The sequence below is a fragment of the Variovorax sp. PEI5 genome, assembly GCF_056679935.1.
Window position 1 is genome coordinate 443,521 of the sequence record NZ_CM155257.1, and the last position, 20,186, is coordinate 463,706.

19 protein-coding genes and 2 riboswitches are annotated in these 20,186 nt (G+C 70.9%); of the genes, 6 read left to right on the forward strand and 13 right to left on the reverse strand.

Features of this window, described 5'->3' with window-relative positions:
* Positions 1-83: 83 nt before the first annotated feature.
* The 4 genes from AC1MLT_RS02050 (at position 84) to AC1MLT_RS02065 (ending at position 4,402) form a co-directional block, all read left to right on the forward strand.
* Positions 84-677: a rhomboid family intramembrane serine protease gene (locus AC1MLT_RS02050; RefSeq protein ID WP_481033627.1), complete on the forward strand. Its 594-nt coding sequence runs from the start codon at positions 84-86 to the stop codon at positions 675-677.
* A gap of 109 nt (positions 678-786) precedes the next feature.
* Positions 787-1,461 (forward strand): DsbA family oxidoreductase, encoded by a 675-nt coding sequence (locus AC1MLT_RS02055; protein ID WP_481033628.1) that lies wholly within the window; start codon positions 787-789, stop codon positions 1,459-1,461.
* A 244-nt stretch (positions 1,462-1,705) separates the two neighbouring features.
* Complete coding sequence (locus AC1MLT_RS02060) at positions 1,706-3,163, forward strand: DUF1800 domain-containing protein (protein WP_481035084.1); 1,458 nt, start codon at positions 1,706-1,708, stop codon at positions 3,161-3,163.
* Between the two features lie 24 nt (positions 3,164-3,187).
* Positions 3,188-4,402 carry a DUF1501 domain-containing protein gene (locus tag AC1MLT_RS02065; protein ID WP_481033629.1) on the forward strand — a complete coding sequence of 405 codons (1,215 nt, stop codon included), beginning with the start codon at positions 3,188-3,190 and terminating at the stop codon, positions 4,400-4,402.
* Positions 4,403-4,435: 33 nt separating this feature from the next.
* On the opposite strand, the gene AC1MLT_RS02070 is transcribed toward AC1MLT_RS02065, so the two are convergent.
* Both AC1MLT_RS02070 and AC1MLT_RS02075 read right to left on the reverse strand, forming a co-directional pair.
* Complete coding sequence (locus AC1MLT_RS02070; RefSeq protein WP_481033630.1) at positions 4,436-5,386, reverse strand: NAD(P)H-hydrate dehydratase; 951 nt, start codon at positions 5,384-5,386, stop codon at positions 4,436-4,438.
* The gene (locus tag AC1MLT_RS02075; RefSeq protein WP_481033631.1) at positions 5,383-6,210 is read right to left on the reverse strand and encodes a histidine phosphatase family protein; all 828 of its coding nucleotides are present in this window, start codon (positions 6,208-6,210) and stop codon (positions 5,383-5,385) included. Before AC1MLT_RS02075 ends, AC1MLT_RS02070 begins: the two co-directional genes overlap by 4 nt.
* A gap of 126 nt (positions 6,211-6,336) precedes the next feature.
* Between AC1MLT_RS02075 and AC1MLT_RS02080 the strand changes: the two genes are divergently transcribed.
* Positions 6,337-7,263, forward strand: a complete 927-nt coding sequence (locus AC1MLT_RS02080; RefSeq protein ID WP_481033632.1) for a DUF3014 domain-containing protein — start codon at positions 6,337-6,339, stop codon at positions 7,261-7,263.
* A 45-nt stretch (positions 7,264-7,308) separates the two neighbouring features.
* Here the strand turns inward: AC1MLT_RS02080 and gcvP are convergent, their stop codons facing one another.
* From gcvP to yjgA, 8 genes are all read right to left on the reverse strand, one after another.
* Positions 7,309-10,227, reverse strand: a complete 2,919-nt coding sequence (gene gcvP / locus AC1MLT_RS02085) for an aminomethyl-transferring glycine dehydrogenase (protein ID WP_481033633.1) — start codon at positions 10,225-10,227, stop codon at positions 7,309-7,311.
* Positions 10,228-10,267: 40 nt separating this feature from the next.
* Positions 10,268-10,639, reverse strand: a complete 372-nt coding sequence (gcvH, locus tag AC1MLT_RS02090; protein ID WP_481033634.1) for a glycine cleavage system protein GcvH — start codon at positions 10,637-10,639, stop codon at positions 10,268-10,270.
* 105 nt (positions 10,640-10,744) lie between these two features.
* The gene (gcvT, locus tag AC1MLT_RS02095; protein WP_481033635.1) at positions 10,745-11,929 is read right to left on the reverse strand and encodes a glycine cleavage system aminomethyltransferase GcvT; all 1,185 of its coding nucleotides are present in this window, start codon (positions 11,927-11,929) and stop codon (positions 10,745-10,747) included.
* Positions 11,930-11,986: 57 nt separating this feature from the next.
* A riboswitch (glycine riboswitch) is annotated at positions 11,987-12,113 on the reverse strand.
* Positions 12,114-12,124: 11 nt separating this feature from the next.
* A riboswitch (glycine riboswitch) is annotated at positions 12,125-12,219 on the reverse strand.
* Positions 12,220-12,261: 42 nt separating this feature from the next.
* The gene (locus AC1MLT_RS02100; protein ID WP_481033636.1) at positions 12,262-13,554 is read right to left on the reverse strand and encodes a TRAP transporter large permease; all 1,293 of its coding nucleotides are present in this window, start codon (positions 13,552-13,554) and stop codon (positions 12,262-12,264) included.
* Between the two features lie 12 nt (positions 13,555-13,566).
* Positions 13,567-14,100: a TRAP transporter small permease gene (locus AC1MLT_RS02105; RefSeq protein WP_481033637.1), complete on the reverse strand. Its 534-nt coding sequence runs from the start codon at positions 14,098-14,100 to the stop codon at positions 13,567-13,569.
* Complete coding sequence (locus AC1MLT_RS02110; RefSeq protein WP_481033638.1) at positions 14,097-15,077, reverse strand: TRAP transporter substrate-binding protein; 981 nt, start codon at positions 15,075-15,077, stop codon at positions 14,097-14,099. The genes AC1MLT_RS02105 and AC1MLT_RS02110 overlap by 4 nt, the downstream gene beginning before the upstream one ends.
* 122 nt (positions 15,078-15,199) lie before the next feature.
* On the reverse strand, positions 15,200-15,802 hold the full coding sequence (gene mog, locus AC1MLT_RS02115) for a molybdopterin adenylyltransferase (RefSeq protein WP_481033639.1): 603 nt from the start codon (positions 15,800-15,802) through the stop codon (positions 15,200-15,202).
* Positions 15,799-16,473: a ribosome biogenesis factor YjgA gene (gene yjgA / locus AC1MLT_RS02120; RefSeq protein WP_481033640.1), complete on the reverse strand. Its 675-nt coding sequence runs from the start codon at positions 16,471-16,473 to the stop codon at positions 15,799-15,801. Before yjgA ends, mog begins: the two co-directional genes overlap by 4 nt.
* A gap of 69 nt (positions 16,474-16,542) precedes the next feature.
* On the opposite strand from yjgA, the gene pmbA reads away from it, so the two are divergent.
* Positions 16,543-17,913 carry a metalloprotease PmbA gene (gene pmbA, locus AC1MLT_RS02125; protein WP_481033641.1) on the forward strand — a complete coding sequence of 457 codons (1,371 nt, stop codon included), beginning with the start codon at positions 16,543-16,545 and terminating at the stop codon, positions 17,911-17,913.
* Positions 17,914-17,932: 19 nt separating this feature from the next.
* Here pmbA and AC1MLT_RS02130 read toward each other — a convergent pair whose 3' ends face one another.
* The 3 genes from AC1MLT_RS02130 to AC1MLT_RS02140 form a co-directional block, all read right to left on the reverse strand.
* Positions 17,933-18,379, reverse strand: coding sequence for a GatB/YqeY domain-containing protein (locus AC1MLT_RS02130; protein WP_481033642.1), 447 nt, complete (start codon positions 18,377-18,379; stop codon positions 17,933-17,935).
* 157 nt (positions 18,380-18,536) lie between these two features.
* Positions 18,537-18,749: a 30S ribosomal protein S21 gene (gene rpsU / locus AC1MLT_RS02135; RefSeq protein WP_007833691.1), complete on the reverse strand. Its 213-nt coding sequence runs from the start codon at positions 18,747-18,749 to the stop codon at positions 18,537-18,539.
* A gap of 132 nt (positions 18,750-18,881) precedes the next feature.
* Positions 18,882-20,108 (reverse strand): BaiN/RdsA family NAD(P)/FAD-dependent oxidoreductase, encoded by a 1,227-nt coding sequence (locus tag AC1MLT_RS02140; RefSeq protein WP_481033643.1) that lies wholly within the window; start codon positions 20,106-20,108, stop codon positions 18,882-18,884.
* Between the last annotated feature and the right edge of the window lie 78 nt (positions 20,109-20,186).

Here is a 20,186-nt window from a genome sequence, read left to right on the forward strand (position 1 = left end):
GGCGCTCCTCGTCCCGCACCGGCCACGGCGTCCTAGCGATGCCGCTCCCGGTCCTCGTCCCACTCCCTCGAAACGGAAGCCCGATGTTCTCCATGCCGCCCGCCACCCAGGCGTTGATCCTCAGTTGCGTCGCCGTCTTCCTCATGCAGTCGCTGGGCGTGGACGGCATCGCGGCCTTCGCGCTGTGGCCGGTGGACTCGGGCGGCTTCCTGCCCTGGCAGGTGCTGACCTATGCCTTCCTGCACGGCGGGGTGTCGCATCTGGTCTTCAACATGTTCGGCCTGTTCATGTTCGGCGCCGAACTCGAGCGTGTCTGGGGTCCCCGGCGCTTCCTGGTGTTCTATTTCGCCAGCGTGCTGTGCGCGGCCCTGGCGCAACTGGCGGTGGCGGCCTGGAGCGGCAGCAATACGCCCACCATCGGCGCTTCGGGTGGACTGTTCGGCCTGCTCGCGGGTTTCGCGATGCTGTTCCCCAAGCGCACCATCGTCCCGCTGATCCCTCCCATCCCGATGCCGGCCTGGCTCTTCGTGGTGCTCTATGGCCTGGTCGAACTGACCCTGGGCGTCACCGGCAGCATGAGCGGTGTGGCGCACTTCGCCCACCTGGGCGGCATCCTGGGCGGCTGGCTGACCCTGCGCTACTGGCGCGGGCAGCTGCCATTCGGCCGTCGCCCCTGAGATCGGGCGCCGCCGCCCACGCCCGTCGCCATCGCGCGACGGGTTGAAGTCCGCCCGGATGCCGCCATCATTCCAGTATCGACCACCCGATCCGACCGGAACACCCTCCATGACCACCCCCCTCAAGATCGACTTCGTCTCCGATGTCTCCTGCCCCTGGTGCGCCGTCGGCCTGGGAGCGCTCGAAGCGGCTCTCGAGCGCGTCGCGCCGGAGGTGCGCGCCGAGCTGCACTTCCAGCCCTTCGAGCTCAATCCGCAGATGGCGCCCGAGGGCCAGGACATCGGCGAGCATCTGCATGGCAAGTACGGCTCGACGCCGGAACAGCAGGCCCAGATGAGCGAGACGATCCGCCAGCGCGGCGCGGCCGTGGGCTTCACCTTCACGCCCGGCGCCCGGCGCCGCGTCTACAACACCTTCGACGCGCACCGGCTCCTGCACTGGGCGGAAGTGGATCATCCGGCGCACCAGTACGCATTGAAGAAGGCGCTGCTGAAGGCCTATTTCACCGATGGCCTGGATCCGTCGGATGCCGCCACGCTGGTGCGGTTGGCCGGGGAGGTCGGCCTCGATCCGGCGCGGGCGAGCGAGATCCTGGCGGGCGACGAGTACGCCGAGGCGGTGCGCGAGCGCGAACGCCTCTACACCGATGCCGGCATCCACTCGGTGCCGGCGATCATCCTGAACGACCGCCACCTGATCTCGGGTGGCCAGCCGGTCGAGGTGTTCGAACGCGCCCTGCGGCAGATCGCCGGGGCGCAGCCGTCGCAGGTCGTCTCCGCCTGACCGGGGCTGTCGCTCCCGCGCGCCCCGGGCGTGGGCGGGGGTGAGGGGCCGACGGCGTTCGCGGGGGGCCGACGATGGTCGTGTCAACGCCAGGTAAAGCACGTCAACTGCCCACGCCGTTGACGGGTTGAGGGAGGACCGGTCCGGATCGGATCGATTCCATCGGAGCCTTCGCTTGAACGCAGTTCCCGCCATCGTCGCCACGGGCGCGACCCGTCGACTCTGTCTCTCGGGCCTCGGCGCCATGCTGCTCTCCGCCTGCGCGCTGCCCGCCGCTCCCCCCGCGCCCCGGGTCGCCGCCGCCGATGCCGTCACGCGGCTGCGCTGGATCGACCGCGTCACCTGGGGCGCCAACGTCGCCACGCTGGAGGAGGTCGATGCGATGGGCTTGGCGCCCTGGCTGGGCCGCCAGCTCCATCCCGGCGCCGCGCGGCTCCCGCCCGCCGTGCAGGCGCGGATCGATGCCATGCGCATCACCACCACGCCACCGGACGCGCTGGCCGCCGAGCTCGACGCCCAGCGCCGCGCCATCGACACCCTGCCCGACGAGGCGCGCCTGCCCGCCCGCCAGGCCTATCAGCGCGCGCTCGACGATCTGGCGCGCGAGTCGCGACAACGCTTCGCATGGCGCGCCCTCTATTCGCCCCACCAGCTGCAGGAGCAGATGACCTGGTTCTGGATGAACCATTTCAATGTCAGCACCCGCAAGGGCGAGGTGCGTGCGCTGGTCGGCGACTACGAGGAGCACGCCGTCCGGCCGCACGCCCTGGGGCGTTTCCGCGACCTGCTGGGCACCACGCTGCGCCATCCGGCCATGCTGCGCTACCTCGACAACGCGCAGAACGCCAACGGCCGCCTGAACGAGAACTACGCGCGCGAACTCATGGAACTGCACACGCTGGGCGTGGGCGGTGGCTACTCGCAGGGCGACGTCCAGGAACTGGCCCGGGTGCTGACCGGCGCGGGCATCGCACCGGCGGCGGCCGACGCCCCGGCGCCCGCCGTGCGGCCGGCCCTGCGTGGAGACTACGTGCGCCAGGGGCGCTTCGAGTTCAATCCCAACCGCCACGACTACGGGCCGAAGACCTTCCTCGGCCGGCCCATCACGCGGCGCGGCCCCGGCGAGATCGACGAGGCGCTCGATCGCCTGGCGCGCGCTCCGGCCACGGCGCGTTTCGTCTCGACCCGGCTGGCGACCTGGTTCGTCGCCGACGCGCCGCCGCCCGCGCTGGTGGCGCGCATGAGCGCCGCCTTCGAGCGCAGCGACGGCGACATCGTCGCCGTGCTGACGGCGATGTTCGAGTCGGCCGAGTTCGCCGACTCGCTCGGCACGCGCTTCAGCGATCCGGTGCACTACGCGATCGGCAGCGTCCGGCTGGTCAACGACACCCGCGTGATCGCCAGCGTCGATCCGCTGCTCGGCTGGATCGCGCGCATGGGCGAGCCGGTCTATGGCCACGAGACGCCCGACGGTCATCCGCTGACGCGCGACGCCTGGGCCAGCGCCGGCCAGATGGCGACGCGCTTCGAGATCGCGCGCGCCATCGCCGCCGATGCGAACGTCTCGCTGGCCGAATCGCCGGTCGTGCGCATCCTGCTGCCACGGTTCGCCGCGCCCACGCGCGCCGCGCTGGCGCAGGCCAGGTCGCCACGGGAATGGAACACGTTGATGCTGGCCGCGCCCGAACACATGAACCGCTGAAGGTTCGAGAAGGAGAACGAAGCCATGAAACGCCGCGAACTGCTCGGGATGCTCGGCGCCGCTCCACTGGCCGGCGCGAGCGCGCGCCTGCTGGCCACGCCGGCCCACCGCGATGCCCGACTGCTGGTCGTGTTCCTGCGTGGGGCCTACGACTGCGCCAACCTGCTGGTGCCGACCGCCAGCGACTTCTATCGGGCCGCGCGCCCGCGCATCGCGGTACCGCGACCGGGCGAGGCGGGCGGCGCGATCGCGCTCGACGGCACCTGGGGCCTGCACCCGGCGCTGGCATCGAGCGTGCTGCCGCTGTTCCGGCGCGGGCAGGCCGCCTTCATCCCCTTCGCCGGCACCGACGACCTGACGCGCAGCCACTTCGAGACCCAGGACTCGATCGAGCTCGGCCAGGCGCTCGACGGTCGGCGCGACTACCGCTCGGGCTTCCTCAACCGCCTGGCGGGCGTGCTGGGCGGCGGTCCGCTCGTCGACGTGGCGCCCATCGCCTTCACGGAGCAGCTGCCCCTGGCCCTGCGTGGCGAGGCGCGCGCGGCCAACATGGCGCTCGCCGCCGTCGGGCGCGGCGGCGGCCTCGATGCGCGCCAGAGCGCGGCGATCCAGGCGATGTACCGCGACACGCCGCTCGCCGACGCCGTGACCGAGGGTCTCGCGGTGCGCGACGAGGTCCGGCGCGCCGTCGCCGCCGAGATGACGGCGGCGGGCCGGGATGCCCTGACGACGCGCGGCTTCGAGCGCGTGGCGCGCCGCATGGCCGCACTGATGCGCGAGCGCTTCGACCTCGGCTTCGTCGACGTCGGCGGTTGGGACACGCACGTCGGCCAGGGCGGCAGCACCGGCTACCTGGCCGGCCGCTTCGACGAACTGGGGCGTGGCCTGGCCGGCTTCGCCGAGGAGATGGGCGAGGCGGCCTGGCGCGACACGGTCGTGGTGGTCATCAGCGAGTTCGGCCGCACCTTCCGCGAGAATGGCAATGGCGGCACCGACCACGGCCACGGCACGGTGTACTGGGTGCTCGGCGGCGGCCTGGCCGCGCAGGCCGGCGGGCACATCGTCGGCGAGCAGGTCGAGGTCGACCGCAAGCACCTGTTCCAGGACCGCGACTACCCGGTGCTCAACGAATACCGGGCGGTGTTCGGCGGCCTGTTCCAGCGCATGTATGGCCTGTCGCCGGCGCAGCTCGATCGCGTCTTCGGCGGCGTGGCGGCGCGCGACCTGGGGCTGGTCTGAGCGCCGTGCGAGCGGCGCGTGGCCGGCCCGGCGTCACTTGCCGCGTGCCGGCGCGTGCTGCTTCCCGATGGCGTGGATGATCGCCGGCACCTCGGCCGACAGCTCGCGCGCCAGGTAGCCCAGCGGCCCGTGGCGACGCGCCAGCACATGACCGGCGCGCGCATGCAGCAGTACGCCCCAGGCACTGGCCTGCAGCGGCGACAGGCCGCGCGCCGCCAGGCCGCCGATCAGGCCGGCGAGCGTGTCGCCCGAGCCCGATGTCGCCAGGCCCGGCGTGCCGCCGTCGAAGCGCCAGGCGCCTTCGCCCGGCTGCACGATGAAGGTCTGCGCGCCCTTGAGCGCCACGCAGGCGTTCCAGCGCCCGGCGGCATCGCGCGCGGTACCGAGCGGATCGGCGCAGACCGCCTCCTTGGTCAGGCCGGTCAGGTGCGCCATCTCGCCGGCATGCGGCGTCAGCACCACCGGCTGGTCGAAGGGGCCGTCGCGCACCACCGACATGGCATAGGCATCCAGCACGACGATGGTCTCGCGCAGCAGGGGCAGCAGGCCGCGCACGAAGGCCACGCTGCGCGCCTCGTCGAGCATGCCCGGCCCCAGCACCACCGCCCCGGCCCTGGCGGCGACCGGCGCCAGTTCGTCGCAGCCCTTGGCCAGCAGGCCGCCACCCTTGTTCTCGGCCAGCGCGATCACGCGCGCCTCGGGGATCGCCAGCGCCAGTCCCAGCGCGACCCGCTCGGGCGCCGCGATGGTCAGCTTGCCGGCGCCGACGCGCAGGGCGGCGACGGCGGCCAGCAGCGCCGCGCCCGGGATCTCGTGGCTGCCCGCCACCACCAGCACGTGGCCGCGGGTCTCCTTGTCGGCCGCGCCATCCGGCGCGGTCAGCGGCCAGCGGGCGAGGGCGGCGGCATCGATGGTTCCGACGGTCTTCCCGGCCCCGGTCCCGCCGGACCGGGCGGCACGCCGCGGACGCGCGGCGGTGGTCATGGCTTGGGCGAGGTCTGGGCGTCGGGCGCGCTGGTGACCGGCGTCGCGGCCTCGCGCAGGGGCGCGAGGAAGTTCACCAGGTCGAGTCGCATCACCTCGGCCTGATCCGGCGCGTCGTCGTCGCGCTGCGCCCGGTAGGACGTGACGGCGCAATTGGGCACGTCGCCCTGGCGATCGATGTCGAGGATGCGCTGTTCGTCCATGTGCTCCAGCAGGTAGCGCATGCAGTTGACGATGACCTGGTGGCCCACCACCAGCACGCGCTGGCCGGCGTACTCGCGCGTGACCATCTCCAGCAGGCTGCGCAGGCGCAGGATCACGTCGCACCAGCTCTCGCCACCGGGCGGGCGGAAATAGAACTTGCCGACGTGGCCGCGCTGCTCGTCGAGCTCGGGATGCTTCTGCTGGATGCCGAAGCGCGTGAGCCGGTCGAGGATGCCGAACTCCTTCTCGCGCAGCCGCTCGTCGATGCGCAGGCGCACGCCCTGGTCGGGGCCCAGGCCGGCGCTCTCGGCCAGCAGGCGGGCGGTCTCGCGCGCCCGCACGTAGGGCGAGCACAGGATGATCTCCGGCCGCGCGTCGTCGGGCAGCCGGCCGAACCAGTCGCCCACGGCCGTGGCCTGTTCGATGCCGAGGTCCGACAACGGCACGTCGATGTCGCGCCAGGCCAGGTCGATCACCGGTAGGCCGCCGGATTCGGCGATGTCGCGCGCGACATTGCCGGCACTCTGGCCATGGCGGATCAGCCAGAGCGTCTGCGGCCAGGAGGTGACGAGGGAAGCGGTGGCGGAAGGCGGGGAGGAGGTCGTGGCGGAAGAGGGCATGGGATCATGATAGGAAGCGCTCCGGCGCCATTCCGTAGGCCGACGCCGCTGGCTTTCACAGCGCGTTACGGCGCCGGCCCCGGTCCCGGTTTTAATAGTGCAGTCAACGAACAACGGACCCCGCCCATGCCCGAGCGTCATTCATCGGATTTCAGACCCGTGCCAGAACCCTCGCGCGGCATCGGCGGCGTGCTGCTCGTCCTCGCGATCGTGGCCATCGCCGCCGGCCTGGCCTGGTGGTACTGGTCGACGCAGCGCGCCGAGGCACCGCCGGACATCGCGCCGCCCTCGGCCAGCATGTCCGACCCGCCCGCCACCGACATGCCGCCGCCATCGCCCGTGCCCGAGCAGGCCGCCGGCCCGCAGAACCCGGTCGAGGCGCTGGCCGCGCCCGAGGCCTCGCTGCCGCGCCTCAACGATGCCGACGCGCGCGTCACGGCGGCGCTGGCCGAACTGCTCGGCGGCCAGAAGTCGCTGTCGTTCCTGCAGCTCGACGGCTTCGTGCGCCGCCTGGTCGCCACGGTCGACAACCTGGTGCGGCCGCAGGCGGCGGCCCGCATGTGGCCGGTGCAGCCGACGCCCGGCCGCTTCACGGTCGCCGGCGGCACCGGGAGCACCGGGGGTGCCCCGACCACGATCGATGCCAGCAACGCGGCGCGCTATGGCGCCTTCGTCGGCTTCGCCGAGACCGTGAACGTCGAGCGCGCCGCGGCGCTGTACGCGCGGCTCTATCCGCTGTTCCAGGAGGCCTACGAGGAGCTCGGCTATCCCGGGCGCTATTTCAACGATCGCCTGGTCGCCGTCATCGACCACCTGCTGCAGGCGCCCGAACCGGAGGGTCCGGTGGCGGTGACGCTGGTCGAGGTCAAGGGCGAGTACGCGACGCCCCGGCCCTGGACCCGCTACGAGTTTGTCGATCCGGAGCTGGAGTCTCTCTCCAGCGGCCAGAAGCTCATGGTGCGCATGGGCGTGGCCAACGAGCGACGCCTGAAGGCCCGGCTGGCGGCGTTCCGCGAGCGCATCGCCACCGGCGCCGTGGCGACCCGGCGCTGAGCGCGCCACGATCGCCCGGCGTGGCGCGGCGTCACGCGCCCGGCGTCATTCCGCTTCGGCGTAGGCCTCGACGGGCAGGCAGCTGCAGAACAGGTTGCGGTCGCCATAGACGTTGTCGACGCGCCCCACCGGCGGCCAGTACTTGGCGTTCCTGAGCGCGGCCACCGGATAGGCGCCGAGCTCGCGCGCGTAGGGCCGCTTCCACTCGGTCGCCAGCAGGCTGGCGGCGGTGTGAGGCGCATGCTTGAGCGGGTTGTCGTCCCTGGGCCAGACGCCTTCCTCGATGCGGCGGATCTCGCCCCGGATGGCGATCATGGCGTCGATGAAGCGGTCGAGCTCGGCCAGCGGCTCGCTCTCGGTGGGCTCGACCATCAGGGTGCCCGGCACCGGAAAGCTCAGGGTCGGCGCATGGAAGCCGTAGTCGATCAGGCGCTTGGCCACGTCCTCGGCCGTGATGCCGCAGCGGTCCTTGATCGGGCGCAGGTCCAGGATGCACTCGTGCGCGACGTGGCCGTTGGGGCTGGCGTAGAGCGTGGGGTAGTGCTCGCCCAGGCGCGCGCTGATGTAGTTGGCGCTCAGGATCGCCGTCTCGGTGGCGGCCCGGAGGCCGTCGGCGCCCATCATGCGGCAGTACATCCAGCTGATCGGCAGCACCGCCGCATTGCCCAGCGGCGCGGCGGAGACGGCGCCCACGGCATGCTCGGAGCGCGCGACGGCATCGGATGCGGCGCTGGCATGGCCGGGCAGGAACGGCACCAGGTCGGCCACCACGCACACCGGCCCGACGCCGGGACCGCCGCCGCCGTGCGGGATGCAGAAGGTCTTGTGCAGGTTCAGGTGGCTGACGTCGCCGCCGAACTCGCCCGGCGCCGCCACGCCGACCAGCGCGTTCATGTTGGCGCCGTCGACATAGACCCGCCCGCCGTGGGCATGGACCAGCTCGCACAGTTCCTTGACGCGGGTCTCGAACACGCCATGCGTGCTGGGGTAGGTGATCATCACGGCGGCCAGGTCGGCGGCGTGCTTCTCGCAGGCCCGCTTCAGGTCGTCCATGTCGACGTTGCCATTGGCGTCGCAGGCCGTCACCACCACCCGCATGCCGACCATCTGCGCGCTGGCCGGGTTGGTGCCATGGGCCGACGACGGGATCAGGCAGACATTGCGCGCGCTGTCGCCGCGCGAGGCGTGCCAGGCCTTGATCGCCAGCAGGCCGGCGTACTCGCCCTGCGAGCCGGCATTGGGCTGCAGGCTGATGCCCGCATAGCCGGTGGCCTCGCAGAGCCAGTCGCGCAGCTGGCGGTCGAGCTCGGCATAGCCGCGCAGCTGCTCGGCCGGGGCGAACGGGTGGATGTGGGCGAACTCGGGCCAGGTGACGGGGATCATCTCGCTGGTCGCGTTGAGCTTCATGGTGCAGCTGCCCAGCGGGATCATGCTGCGGTCGAGCGCCAGATCCTTGTCGGAGAGCGAGCGGATGTAGCGCAGCATCGCCGTCTCGCTGCGGTGGGTGTTGAACACCGGGTGCGTGAGGAACGCGCTGGTGCGGCGCAGGGCCTCGGGGATCATCGGCGCCGCATCGGCGGCCAGGACCTCGAAGCGCGGCATCGCCACGCCGGCGGGCACGAACAGCGCCCACAGGGTCTCGATGTCGGCGCGGGTGGTGGTCTCGTCCAGCGAGATGCCCAGGTGCTGCTGCAGGCGATGGCGCAGGTTGACGCGGGCGGCCTCGGCGCGCGCGACGATGGCGTCGGTGGCGTCGCCGGTCCTCACGGTCAGGGAGTCGAAGGCGGTGTCGTTGACGGTCTCGAAGCCCATCTGCGCCAGGCCCCGGGCCAGCAGGCCGGTGAGGGTGGCGACGCGCCGCGCGATGCGCGCGAGGCCGTCCGGGCCGTGGTAGACGGCGTACATGCTCGCCACCACCGCCGGCAGCACCTGTGCCGTGCAGATGTTGGAAGTCGCCTTCTCGCGGCGGATGTGCTGCTCGCGCGTCTGCAGCGCCAGGCGCAGCGCGGGCGCGCCATGCGCGTCGACGCTCACGCCGACCAGCCGGCCGGGCAGCGAGCGCTTGTAGGCGTCGCGGCAGGCCAGGTAGGCGGCATGCGGGCCGCCGTTGCACATCGGCATGCCCAGGCGCTGCGTGGTGCCGCAGACGATGTCGGCATCCCACTCGCCCGGCGGCACCAGCAGGGTCAGCGCCAGCAGGTCGGCCGCCACGCACAGGGCGGCGTCGTGGCGGTGCGCGAGGCCGGCCAGGGCGCGCAGGTCGTGCACCTGGCCGGTGGTGGCCGGGTACTGCGCCAGCGCGCCGAAGAAATCGCCCGCCTCCATCAGCTGCGGCAGCGACTGCGCGGCGGTGCTGACCTTGAGCTCGATGCCCAGGGGCGCGGCGCGTGTGCGCAGCACCTCGATGGTCTGCGGATGGCAGTCGCCGGCGACCAGGAAGACGGCGCTCTTGGCCTTCACGCTGCGGCGCGCCAGGGTCATGGCCTCGGCCGCGGCGGTGGCCTCGTCGAGCATCGAGGCATTGGCGATCGCCATGCCCGTGAGGTCGCACACCATGGTCTGGAAGTTGAGCAGGGCCTCCATGCGGCCCTGCGAGATCTCGGCCTGGTAGGGCGTGTAGGCCGTGTACCAGGCCGGGTTCTCCAGGATGTTGCGCAGGATCACGCCCGGCGTGTGGGTGCCGTAGTAGCCCTGCCCGATGAAGTTGCGCGCGACCGTGTTCTGCGCCGCCATGGCCCTGAGCTCGGCCAGCGCCTCGGCCTCGCTCGCCGCCGGGGGCAGGTCCATCGGCCGCGTGCGGCGGATCGCCGCCGGCACGATGCCGTCGATGAGTTCGGCGCGCGTGGCCGAGCCGATGACCGGCAGCATGCGCGCCTCGTCGGCCGGCGCGATGCCGATGTGCCGGGGGATGAATTCGCCGGCGGTGTCGAGATCGGCCGGCAGGAGGAAGTCGTTGGATGGCATGGCGGTCACGTGGAGGGCTGCGGGGTCGGCGCCGAGGGCCTCATTCGGCGGCGAAGGCGTCGTAGGCGTCGGCGTCGAGCAGGGCCTCGACCTGCGCGGCATCGGACAGCCTGACCTTGAAGAACCAGCCGGTGCCCAGCGGATCGCTGTTGGCCAGTCCGGGATCGGCGCGCAGCGCCTCGTTGACCTCGATGATCTCGCCCGAGACGGGCATGAAGACATCGGCGGCGGCCTTGACCGACTCGACGACGCCGGCGACCTCGCCCTGCGCATAGGTCTTGCCGACCTCGGGCAGGTCGACGAACACCACGTCGCCGAGCGCGTCCTGGGCATGGACCGTGATGCCGACGGTGGCAGCATCGGCGCCGGTGGTCTCGACCCACTCGTGGTCTTTGGTGAACTTGACGGTCATGGGAAGGCTCCTGGGAAAGGGAAGGTGGAATGGAAAAGGAAAAGGAAAAGGAAAAGGAAAGGAAAGGGGATGCGCGTCGGGCCCGGCGTCGGTGGAGGCGACGGATCAGCCGCGGAAATAGCGCGCCGGCACGAAGGGCAGGGCCACCACCTCCATCGGCACCGCCTTGCCGCGCACGCGCGCCTGCAGGCGGGTGCCCGGCGCGGCCAGCGCCACGGGCACGTAGCCCATCGCGATCGGCCGGTCGACGGTGGGTGCCAGCAGGCCGCTGGTGACCTGGCCGACCGGCTGGCCATCGACCGATTCGAGCGGCGTGCCGTCGCGCACCGGGATGCGCTCGAGCGCGACCAGGCCGACGCGCCGGCGTCCGGACGCGGCACCGGCGGCGGCCGCGTCGAGCTGCGCCAGCACCCGCTCGGCGCCGGGAAAGCCACCGGCGCGCTCGCCGCCGGTGCGCCGCACCTTCTGCATGGCCCAGCCGAGCGCGGCCTCGACGGGCGTCGTGGTGCGGTCGATGTCGTGGCCGTGCAGGCACAGGCCGGCCTCCAGGCGCAGCGAATTGCGCGCGCCCAGGCCGATCGGCAGCACCTCGGGCTGCGCCAGCAGCAGGCGGGCCAGCGGCTCGGCATCGGCCGCGCGCACCGAGATCTCGAAGCCGTCCTCGCCGGTGTAGCCGCTGCGCGTGACGAAGGCGCCGATGGCGGCGTCGCCCGCGCCGATGCGCACCGCGCCGCCGGTCATGAAGACGAAGCGCCCGCTGCCCGGCGACAGCCGCTCCAGCACGACCGCCGCCTGCGGGCCCTGCAGCGCGAGCAGGGCGTGGTCGGGCAGGGGCTGGACCTCGCAGCGCGCGCCGATGCGTGCCTGGAGATGGGCCAGGTCGGCCGCCTTGCAGGCGCCGTTGACGATGACGAAGAGCGAGCCGCCGCCTTCGTTGAAGAACATCAGGTCATCGAGGATGCCGCCATCGTCGTCGAGCAGCAGGCCATAGCGCTGCCGGCCGGGCGCCAGGCCGATCACGTCGACCGGCATCAGGGTCTCGAAGGCGGCGGCGGCATCGGGTCCGACGAGGCGCAGCTGGCCCATGTGGGAGATGTCGAACAGGCCGGCGGCGGCCCGGGTGTGGCGGTGCTCGGCGACCAGGCCGGCCGGGTACTGCACCGGCATCGAGTAGCCGGCGAAGGGCACCATGCGGGCGCCGAGGGCGACGTGCAGGTCGTGCAGCGGCGTGGTCCGCAACGGCTGCGGCTCGATGGAAGCGGGGGCGGGGGCGGGGGCAGTGGCGGTCATGGGTGCTCTCCGGTGCACACGAGGGGCGGATCGAATTCCACGGCTCGCAAGCCGTGGGCCACCCCTGCTGTCCGCTCTACCTGAGAGATTCGCCCCGCCCGGACACCGGCTCGGGGGTTGCTCCTTCGGTGGACCGGCTTCGTCGCCCTGCGGCGCGTACCGGTCTCTCTCCAGCAAGGAAACGCCCGGTCGACGGGCGCCTCGTCAGTCCTGGGTACCTGAGCGTTCGGAACTGATCCTGCGCCTTCGGCGGCCTTCCCGGGGGGAAGACGCTCTCCTGACCCGGACGAGTGTAGTGGAGGATCCCGCGCCCGCCGGACGCGGGAGTGTCGCTACTTGAAACCGAGCGCGCGCGGCAGCCAGGTGCTGAGCGCCGGCACGAAGGTCAGCAGCACCAGCACCACCCCGTGCGCCCACAGGAAGGGCACGAGTTCGCGCACGAGCTGCGACATCGGCACCTTCGACACGTTGCAGGTGACGAACAGCAGTCCGCCCACCGGCGGTGTGATCATGCCCAGCGTGAGGTTGAAGATCACGATCATGGCGAAGTGCACCGGATCCACGCCCAGCTTGATCGCCACCGGCGCCAGGATCGGCGCCAGCACCATCACCCCCGGCAGCGGCTCGATGAAGATGCCGAACAGCAGCAGGAAGACGTTGACGATGATCAGGAACATCCACGGCGAGAGGTTCATGGAGATCAGCCACTCCGCCATCTGCTGCGGGATGCCTTCGATGGTCAGCACCCAGGCGAAGGAGGCCGACAGCCCGATGATGATCAGCACCGAGGCCGACAGCAGCGCCGAGCGTTCCAGGATGTTGGGCAGCGCCTTCCATTCGAGCGTGCGGTAGACGAACTTGCCGCACAGCAGGGCGTAGAACACCGCCACCACCGAGGCCTCGGTCGGCGTGAACCAGCCCGCGCGCATGCCCCCGAGGATCACCACCGGCAGCAGGATCGCCGGCAGCGCCTTCCAGCTCGTCACCAGGATCTCGCGCAAGGGCGGCAGCCGGCCGTCGCCCCGGTAGTTGCGCTTCTTCGAGACGTGGAAGTTGACCGCGCACATCGCCACCGCGATCAGGATGCCCGGCAGGATGCCGGCCACGAACAGCGAGCCGACCGAGACCGTCTCGTCCTGCAGCGCGTAGATGATCATGATGATCGAGGGCGGGATGATCGGCCCGACGATGGCGGTCGAGGCGGTCAGCGCGGCGGCGTAGGAACGGTCGTAGCCGGCCTTGCTCATCATCTTGATGAGCATCGAGCCGGGCCCGGCCGCGTCGGCCAGCGCCGAGCCGGAGATGCCCGAGAAGAAGGTCAGCGACACCACGTTGGTGTAGCCCAGGCCGCCGCGCTTGTGGCCGACGAACTGGCCGGCGAAGCGCAGCAGCACCTCGGTCAGCGAGCCGCCGCTCATCAGCTCGGCTGCCAGGATGAAGAACGGCACCGCCATCAGCGGGAAGCTGTCGATGCCGGTGAAGGTCTCCTTGAGCAGCACGATCAGCGGATAGCTCTCCGCCAGGATCAGCGTGGCGGCCGTGGCCATGCCCAGCGCGAACGCCACCGGCACCCCGATGGCGAGGAACAGGCAGGCCGAGACGATCAGGACGACGCTAGCGTCCATGGCGACCCCCCGTCACAGCGAGGCACTCGCGGTCGCGTCGAAATGCGCGTCGGAGCGGAATTCGCGTCGCAGCACGTAGCTCTTCACGACGAACAGGAAATGCACGATCAGCAGCAAGCCGCCGATCAGCATGGCGCTGTAGACATAGGCGAAGGGGATCTGCGTGACCGCCGTCAGCTGGAACATGGTGCGCTGCATGTACAGCCAGCCATACCAGACCAGGAAGCCGAAGAAGGCGAACAGCAGGGCCGCGACGACGGCGCGCAGCGCCATGCCGCCACGCGCGGGCAGCGCGTCCTGCAGGTTCTCCACCGCGATGTGGCCGCCATAGCGCAGCACCGGCCCGGCGCCCAGGAAGGTCAGCCAGATCATCATGTGGCGCGACACCTCCTCGGCCCATTCGAGCGAATGGCTGGTGAGGTAGCGCAACGCGACGTTGACGAAGATGATGACCGACATGGCGGCCAGCAGCAGGATCAGCGCCCAGCGGTTGGCGGTGAGGAAGTGGCGCTCGAAGGCGTGCACGGCGGCGTGGGTCGCGCTCACTTGACGTCGGTGATCTTCTTGATGTTGTCGGCGCCGAATTCCTTGGCGTAGCCGACGTAGGCCGGCTTGAGCGCCTCGCGGAAGGCGGTGGAGTCGACGGTGCGCGTGACCTTCATGCCCTGCGACTCCAGCTGCGCGATGCCGGTGTTCTCGTCGTCGTTGACCTTCTTGCGCTGGGCCACGGCGGCGGTCTGGGCCGCCGCGACGAAGATCTTCTTGTCGGCGTCGGAGAGCTTGTTCCAGGTCCGGGGCGACATCAGCAGCAGCGCCGGCGAGTAGACGTGGCCGGTCAGCGAGAGGTGCTTCTGCACCTGGGAGAACTTGGACGCCAGGATCACCGGGATCGGGTTCTCCTGGCCATCGACCGTGCCCTGCTGCAGGGCGCCGAACAGCTCCGGGAACGCCATCGGCGTGGGCAGGATGCCGAAGGTGCGATAGCCGTCCATGTGCACCTTGTTCTCCATGGTGCGCATCTTCAGCCCGGCGGCATCGGCCGGCTTGACGATGTCGCGCTTGCTGTTGGTCATGTGCCGGAAGCCGTTCTCGGTCCAGGCCAGCGCGATGATCCCCTTGCTCGGGAACTTGGTCAGCAGGTCCTGGCCGATCGGGCCGTCCATGACCTTGCGTGCATGGTCGTAGTCGCGGAAGAGGAAGGGCAGGTCGACGATGCGGACCTCGGGCACGAAGTTGCCGACCGGGCCGGTGGAGGTGTTGAGCAGGTCCTGCGTGCCCAGCTGGATCGCCTCGATCTGCTCGCGCTCGCCGCCGAGCGCCGAATTGGCGAAGTGCTGGCACTTGTAGCGCCCCTGGGTGCCTTTCTCGACCTCGTCGCAGAACACCGTCGAGCCGACGCCGTAGTGCGATTCCTTGGACGTGGCGTAGCCGATCTTCAGGGTGGTGGTCTGGGCCTGGGCGCCCGCAGCGCCGGCGAGGCCGAGGGTCAGGGCGAGGCTGGTGGCGAGGATGCCGTTCTTCATGGGTTCGATGTCTCCGGGAGAGTCGGACGCTCAAGCGGCGCCCCGCCGGACTATGCGGTACCCGGAGTGCTTTGCGCGTCGGGGGTTACACGGACGCGCGCACGAAAAACCACCGGAATTGGTCAGGCCACCGGCCGGCGCGCCGACTTCGGCCGGAAGGCGGCGCAGACCGCAGGATCGGTTTCCAGGTAGGGGCCGCCGATCAGGTCGATGCAATAGGGCACCGCCGCGAAGATGCCCGCGACCATCGGCGCGCCGGCGGCATCGCGCAGGCCCTCGAGCGTCTCGGCGATGGCCTTGGGCTGGCCCGGCAGGTTCAGGATCAGGCTGCGATCGCGCAGCACCGCGACCTGGCGCGACAGGATCGCCGTCGGCACGAAACGCAGTCCGATCTGGCGCATCTGCTCGCCGAAGCCGGGCATCTCGCGATGCGCGACGGCCAATGTCGCCTCGGGCGTGACGTCGCGCGGCGCCGGGCCGGTGCCGCCGGTGGTCAGCACCAGCGAGCAGCCGGCCTCCACCAGTTCGATCAGCGTCGCGCTGATGACGGCCTGCTCGTCGGGGATCAGGCGGGGTTCGAAGGTGATGGGGTTGCGCAGGGCGCGCGTGAGCCAGTCCTGCAGGGCCGGCAGGCCCTGGTCGGCGTAGACCCCGCTCGAGGCCCGGTCGCTGACCGAGACGATGCCGATGCGCACCGGCTCGAAGGCGCTCTGCGCCGCGCTCATGCGCCGGTCCCGCGCACGGCCGGATCGCGTCCGTCCTCGGCCTCGTCATCATCTCCATCGGCCTGTGCGTCGGCACCGGCGAGCTGGGCGCGCACGACCTGGAAGATCTCGCGGTAGGCCTTGCCCTGGCGCGGCGCCTCGCCGGCCGGTCCGGCCTTCAGGTCCTTGCGGGCCTGGCGCACCAGGGCGCGCAGCTGCTGGCTGTCGGTGGCCGGGTGGCTCTCGATCCAGCCGCCGAAGGCCTCGTCGTCGGCGATCAGGCGATCACGCCAGCGCTCGGCCTCGTGCAGCGTGGCGGTCTCCTCGGCCGGCGCGCGGTGCTGCTCCTCCAGCGCGGCGCGCACGAGGTCGAGCGTGGCGGCGTCGAGGCCGCGCATGAGCTTGCCGATGAACTGCATCTGGCGGCGCTTGCCCTCGAAATTGGTGATGCGGCGCGCCTCCACCACGGCGTCGACGAACTTCTCGCTGAGTGGCAGCTTGTCGAACAGGCCGGGGCGCAGGCCCAGCAGGTCCTCGCCGATCCTCTGCAGCTCGGCGCTCTCGCGCTTCAGGTCGGTCTTGCTGGCTTCGTCGGTGCCCTTGAGCTCGCGCTTGAGTTCGAGGTCGAGTTCGCTGCCTTCGGCAACGAACTCGCCGCGCACGTAATAGCCTTTTTTGGGTTTGCGGGACATAGGTCGATGGCTGGCCGCAAAGGACCGCGGGAGAGAGGGAAAGGGGGGCGCAAGTATCATAGCCAACACATGACGACATCCACTTCGCGCGCCGAATCCGGCTTCGCCTACAGCCGCTCCTTCTTCGAGAACCTGGTCGACTCGGCCCTCGACCATGCCCGCAAGCTCGGCGCCACCAACGCCGGCGCCGAGGCCTCCGAAGGCTGCGGACTGAGCGTCTCGGTGCGCAAGGGGGAACTCGAGAACGTCGAGCGCAACCGCGACAAGTCGCTCGGCATCACGGTCTACATCGGCAACCGGCGCGGCAATGCCAGCACCTCCGACTTCTCCGACGCCGCCATCGCGCAGACCGTCCAGGCGGCCTACGACATCGCGCGCTTCACCGCCGAGGATCCGCTCAGCGGCCTGCCCGACGAAGCCGACATCGTGCGCGAGCAGCCCGACCTCGACCTGTTCCACCCCTGGGACATCGACAGCGAGCGCGCCGCCACCTTGGCCCTCGAATGCGAGGCCGCCGCGCTCTCGACCGACAGCCGCATCACCAACAGCGAAGGCGCGGGCGTGTCGGCCCAGCAGAGCCATTTCTTCAGCGCCCACACGCACGGCTTCCGGGGCGGCTACGCGAGTTCGCGCCACTCGATCTCGGTGGCGCCGATCGCCGGCCTGGGCGACGACATGCAGCGCGACGCCTGGTACAGCTCGATGCGCTCGGCCGACGAGCTCGCCAGCCCGCAGGCGGTCGGCCGCTATGCCGCCGAGCGGGCGCTGTCGCGCCTGAAGTCGCGCAAGATCAGGACCACGCAGTGCCCGGTGCTGTTCGAGTCGCCGCTGGCGGCGGGCCTGCTCGGTGGACTGGTGCAGGCCACCAGCGGCGGCGCGCTCTACCGCAAGAGCACCTTCCTGCTCGACTCGCTCGGCAAGCGGGTGCTGCCCAAGCACATCGACATCGCCGAGGATCCGCACGTCCTGCGCGGGAAGGGCAGCTCGCCCTTCGACGACGAGGGCGTGGAGACGCGGGCGCGCAAGGTGGTCGACGGCGGTCGTCTGCAGGGCTATTTCCTGAGCACGTATTCGGCGCGCAAGCTGGGCATGCGCACCACCGGCAACGCCGGCGGATCGCACAATCTGACCTTGAGCTCGCGCCTGACGCAGCCCGGTGACGATCTCGACGAGATGCTGCGCAAGCTCGGCACCGGCCTGTTCGTGATCGAGCTGATGGGGCAGGGCGTGAACTACGTGACCGGCGACTACTCGCGCGGCGCGAGCGGCTTCTGGGTCGAGAAGGGCCGCATCGCCTATCCGGTGCAGGAGATCACGATCGCCGGCAACCTGAAGGACATGCTGATGGGCATCGAGGCGGTCGGCGCCGATGCCTATAACCACGGCGCCAAGACGACCGGATCGCTGCTCGTCAACCGCATGAAGATCGCGGGCAGCTGAGTCCGGCGCCGCCGGGGATTCAGCCGGCGAGCGCGGCCTTCACCGCCGCGCTGACCTGGCCCATGTCGGCCTTGCCGGCCAGGCGCGTCTTCACCGCGCCCATGACCTTGCCCATGTCCCCCGGGCCCTTGGCGCCCAGCTCGGCCACGATGGCCCGGACCTCGACCGCCACCTCGTCGGCGCTCAGGCGCTGCGGCAGGTAGACCTCCAGCACCTTGATCTCGGCGGCCTCCTTGTCGGCCAGATCGGTGCGACCGCCCTGCGTGAAGGCCGTGACCGAGTCCTTGCGCTGCTTGACCAGCTTGTCGACGATGGCGACGACCGCGACGTCGTCGAGCTCGATGCGCTCGTCGACCTCCTTCTGCTTCATCGCCGCGAGCAGCAGGCGGATGGTGCCCAGACGCTCGGCATCCTTGGCGCGCATGGCGGTCTTCATGTCTTCGGTGATCTGGTTCTTGAGGCTCATGGCGTCTTCCTGGGAGGCGAACGGAACGTGGAAAGGTGGAACGGCGGGGCAAAAACAAGGCCGCGGCAGGTTTCCCTGGCGCGGCCGGTGTGTCTGAGCGGGGCGGAGCGTCGTCGTCGTTGCCCGGAGGCAGCGGACCGGCGCGGCCGGTCGGGACTCAGTACAGCTTCTTGGGCAGCTGCATGCTGCGCACGCGCTTGTAGTGGCGCTTGACGGCGGCGGCCTTCTTGCGCTTGCGCTCGGCGGTCGGCTTCTCGTAGAACTCGCGGGCGCGGAGGTCGGTCAGGAGGCCGAGCTTCTCGATGGTGCGCTTGAAGCGGCGGAGGGCGACGTCGAAGGGCTCGTTTTCTTTAACGCGGATGGTGGTCATTGATGAATCGTTGAATTGAAGTTGGTCCCAGGAGATCGAGGCCTGGAGCCGGGGTTCCTCAACTGGAGAAGTTTTGCGGCCGTTGAGGGGAGGCCAAAGTGAGCCCGGCATTATAGCCCGCCCGGGAGAGGTTCAGGCGTCCGGTCGCAGCGCCTGCGCGCAGGCGAAGGCGCTGGCCCACGCCCACTGGAAGTTGTAGCCGCCCAGCCAGCCGGTGACGTCGGTCACCTCGCCGATGAAATGCAGCCCGGGCTGGCGCCTGGCCTCCAGCGTCTGCGACGACAGTTCGCGCGTGTCGACGCCGCCGGCCGTCACCTCGGCCTTGCGGTAGCCCTCGGTGCCGCTGGGCGTGATGCGCCAGCCGGCGACGCGCTCGGCCAGGGTGGCCAGGGCCCGGTCGGCGGCCTCGTTGATCGGCCGCTGCAATGCCGGATCGTCGCCGACCCAGGCGTCGGCCAGGCGCGACGGCACCAGGGTCGCCAGTTCGTTGGCGATGCGCTTGCGCGAATTCAACTTGGCGGCACCCAGCGTCGCCGCCACGTCGGCGTCGGGGGCGAGGTCGATGGCCAGGGCCTGGCCATCGCGCCAGTAGCTGGAGATCTGCAGCACCGCCGGCCCCGACAGTCCGCGATGCGTGAACAGCAGGTCTTCCAGGAAGGTCATGCGGTCCTTCTTCGCGCCCACCTCGATACGCACCGGCAGCGCGAGGCCGGCCAGCTGCGCATAGGGCGCCCAGCCCTCGCCCGCGAAGGTCAGTGGAACCAGCGCCGGTCGCGGCGCGACGACGCGCAGGCCGAACTGCGTCGCGATGCGGTAGCCGAAGTCGCTGGCACCGATCTGCGGGATCGCCAGTCCACCGGTGGCGACGACCAGTTGCGGCGTCTCGACCGCTCCGCGCGCGGTGTCGATGCGATAGCCGCCCGCCGGCAGGGCGGCGACGCCACGCACACTGCAGGGCTGCCAGCGCTCGACGCCACCGGCCGCGCATTCGGCCAGCAGCAGGTCGATGATCTGCTGCGACGAGCCGTCGCAGAACAGCTGGCCCTTGTGCTTCTCGTGATAGGCGATGCCGTACTGCTCGACCAGCGCGATGAAGTGCTGTGGCGTGTAGCGCGAGAGCGCCGAGCGGCAGAAGTTGGGGTTCTCGCCGACGAAGTGCCGCTGCGGGGCGCGCACGTCGATGTCGCGATTGGTGAAGTTGCAGCGGCCGCCGCCGGAGATGCGGATCTTCTCGGCGATGCGCTCGGCATGGTCGACGAGCAGCACGCGCAGGCCGCGCTGGCCGGCCAGCGCGGCGCAGAACAGACCCGCCGCGCCGGCACCGATGACGACGGCGTCGAAGCGGGCGGCGATGGACATGGAAGCGGAGTCGGACATGCCGGGGAGGAAGGGGGGAGGAGGAGACGCGGCGGAAGGCCGGGATTCTAGGGACCGTCC